Here is a 2,358-nt window from a genome sequence, read left to right as displayed (position 1 = left end):
GCCGAGATGGTCGCCGCACCGCAGGTCCCGACGCCATGACCGAGACCACCCCCACGGACCGGCCCGCGCCGCCGCCCGTCGAGCCCGGCCCGCCCGCCGAGCAGCCCGCCACCCCGGCCGGGGACGGGGGAAAGCGCCGCAGTGAGTTCACCACGCTGGAGTCGATCCCGGTGGCGAGCGAGGGCGGCGTGACGTTCGTGCTGCGGGTGCTCCCCGCGGCCGACCCGGACGCGCCGGTGGTGCTGATCATGCCGGCGATGGCGCTGAAGGCGAAGTTCTACCTGCCGATCGCGAAGGCGCTGCACGCCGCCGGCGTGTCGGTGGTGACAACCGACCTGCGCGCCCAGGGCGAGGCCCGCCCCGGCCTGCACGACCAGCCAACGTTCGGCTACCGCGAGCTCATCGAGGTCGACCTGCCGAGGGTGCTGGCCGCGGTCCGGGCCCGCTTCCCCGGCGTGCGGCCCCATCTGTTCGGGCACAGCCTGGGCGGCCAGCTCAGCCTGCTGCACGCGGCCGCCATGGCCGGCGACGAATCCGGTGAGATCGCCGGGGTGTGCATCATCGGCACCGGCACCGTCTACTGGAAGGCGTTCGGATGGCGGCGCTGGGCGGAAGCCCTGTACTCCATCCAGACGATCGGCCTGGTCGCGCGGCTGCGCGGCTACTGGCCGGGCGGGATGCTCATCGGCGGCGCCATGCCGGGGCGGGTGATGACGGACTGGGCGCGGCATTCCAGAACGAGCCGTTACCGTCCTGCTGGCACGGCCCGGAACTACGACCGTCTGTTGGCTGACCTGGACATTCCCGTGCTGGCCATCTCGTTGGACGCCGATCGGCTCGGGCCGAGATCGAACGTGGACTTCCTGTGTCGCCGGATGCCGCGGGCCCGGCTGGACCGCTGGCACATCACCGCCGCGTCCGGAGTGGCCCACCGCGACCATTTCGCCTGGGTGAAGGACGCCGCCGTCATCGGCCCGGCGGTGGCCGGCTGGATTCGTGAACGGCGGGTACCCGAGAAGGCTCCGGCATAGCGCACGGCGGCGACCACGGACGCCGCCGTGATCGGTTCCTCTCGTGCCATTCAAAACATCAATCAGGGGCGGTCAACGACCCTCTGGTTGCGATCCGTTCACCGCGCATACACCGACGCCTGCTGGAATTCTGCTGCTCGCAGACATCGAAGTATTCGGCTCCTGCACGGTTCGGGCGTCGGAAATTCATCGATCCGCCGTGATCCGGAGAGACCGCCCGGAGCCGGCACCACTCGGGACACGACGCCAGTCCGGTCGAAACCGCGGACCGTCAGGGGGAGCCAGTGAGTCGCATCACCGTCCGTAACGTCACCCGGCGCTACCAGGACACGACGGCCGTCGATGGCGTGAGCCTCGACATCGCCGACGGCGACTTCCTCGTGCTGCTCGGGCCGAGTGGCTGCGGCAAGTCGACGCTGCTGCGCACCATCGCCGGCCTCATCGCGCCGAGCGAGGGCCAGATCCTCGTCGACGACCGCGACGTCACCGACATTCCCGCCCGCGACCGCGACCTGGCGATGGTGTTCCAGAGCTACGCGCTCTACCCGCACCTCACGGTCGCCCGCAACATCGGCTTCCCGCTGCGCGCCCAGCGCCTCAAGCGGGCCGAGATCCGCACCCGGGTCGCCGAGGTCGCGCAGATCCTGGACCTCTCCGCGCTGCTCGACCGCCGGCCGCGGGAGCTCTCCGGCGGCCAGCGCCAGCGGGTCGCCCTCGGGCGCGCCCTGGTCCGCGACCCCGGCGCGTTCCTCATGGACGAGCCGCTGTCGAACCTGGACGCGCAGCTGCGCACCGCGACCCGCACGGAGATCACCGAACTGCACCGCCGGCTCGGCCGCACCTTCGTCTACGTCACCCACGACCAGGTCGAGGCGATGACGATGGCGACGTCGGTGGCCGTGCTCAACAAGGGCCGCCTCGAGCAGGTGGGCACGCCGACCGACGTGTACGACGCCCCCGCCTCCGCGTTCGTCGCGAGCTTCCTCGGATCCCCGCCGATGAACCTCATCCCCGCCGAGGTCACCACCCGCGACGGCCGGCTGCACGCAGTCGCCACGGGCGTTGATGTGCCGCTGGGCATCGACGTGCCCCAGCCGGCCGGCGGCGCGGCGGATTCCTCCGCCGGACGCGAGGTGCTGCTCGGCGTCCGTCCCGAGCACCTGATCGCAACGCACGCCGACGCGGCCGGCGACGACGCCGCGGTGCCGGCGCTACGCGGCAAGGTGCGCACCGTGGAGAACCTCGGCAGCGAGGAGATCGCCCACATCGTCATCGGTGCGGGTGCCGGTGGGGGTGGCGCCGCCGGCGACGTCGAGGTGCGCCTGCG

Annotated in this window: 2 protein-coding genes; both read left to right on the top strand. The window is 71.9% G+C overall.

Going from position 1 to position 2,358, the window contains the following annotated elements:
- The first annotated feature begins 35 nt into the window (after positions 1-35).
- Positions 36-1,031 carry an alpha/beta hydrolase family protein gene (locus tag MXD58_RS29290; protein ID WP_250611393.1) on the top strand — a complete coding sequence of 332 codons (996 nt, stop codon included), beginning with the start codon at positions 36-38 and terminating at the stop codon, positions 1,029-1,031.
- A 284-nt stretch (positions 1,032-1,315) separates the two neighbouring features.
- Positions 1,316-2,358 (top strand): ABC transporter ATP-binding protein (locus tag MXD58_RS29285; protein WP_250611391.1); only part of this gene is annotated, 1,043 nt, incomplete at its 3' end.

Source organism: Frankia sp. AgKG'84/4, assembly GCF_023242965.2.
GTDB lineage: Bacteria > Actinomycetota > Actinomycetes > Frankiales > Frankiaceae > Frankia.
This window is presented reverse-complemented; position numbering and strand designations above follow the sequence as displayed.

What these genes read in the sequence shown, in the direction of transcription:
- MXD58_RS29290 (WP_250611393.1), top strand. Translation starts at nt 36, where the DNA reads ATGACCGAGACCACCCCCACGGACCGGCCCGCGCCGCCGCCCGTCGAG.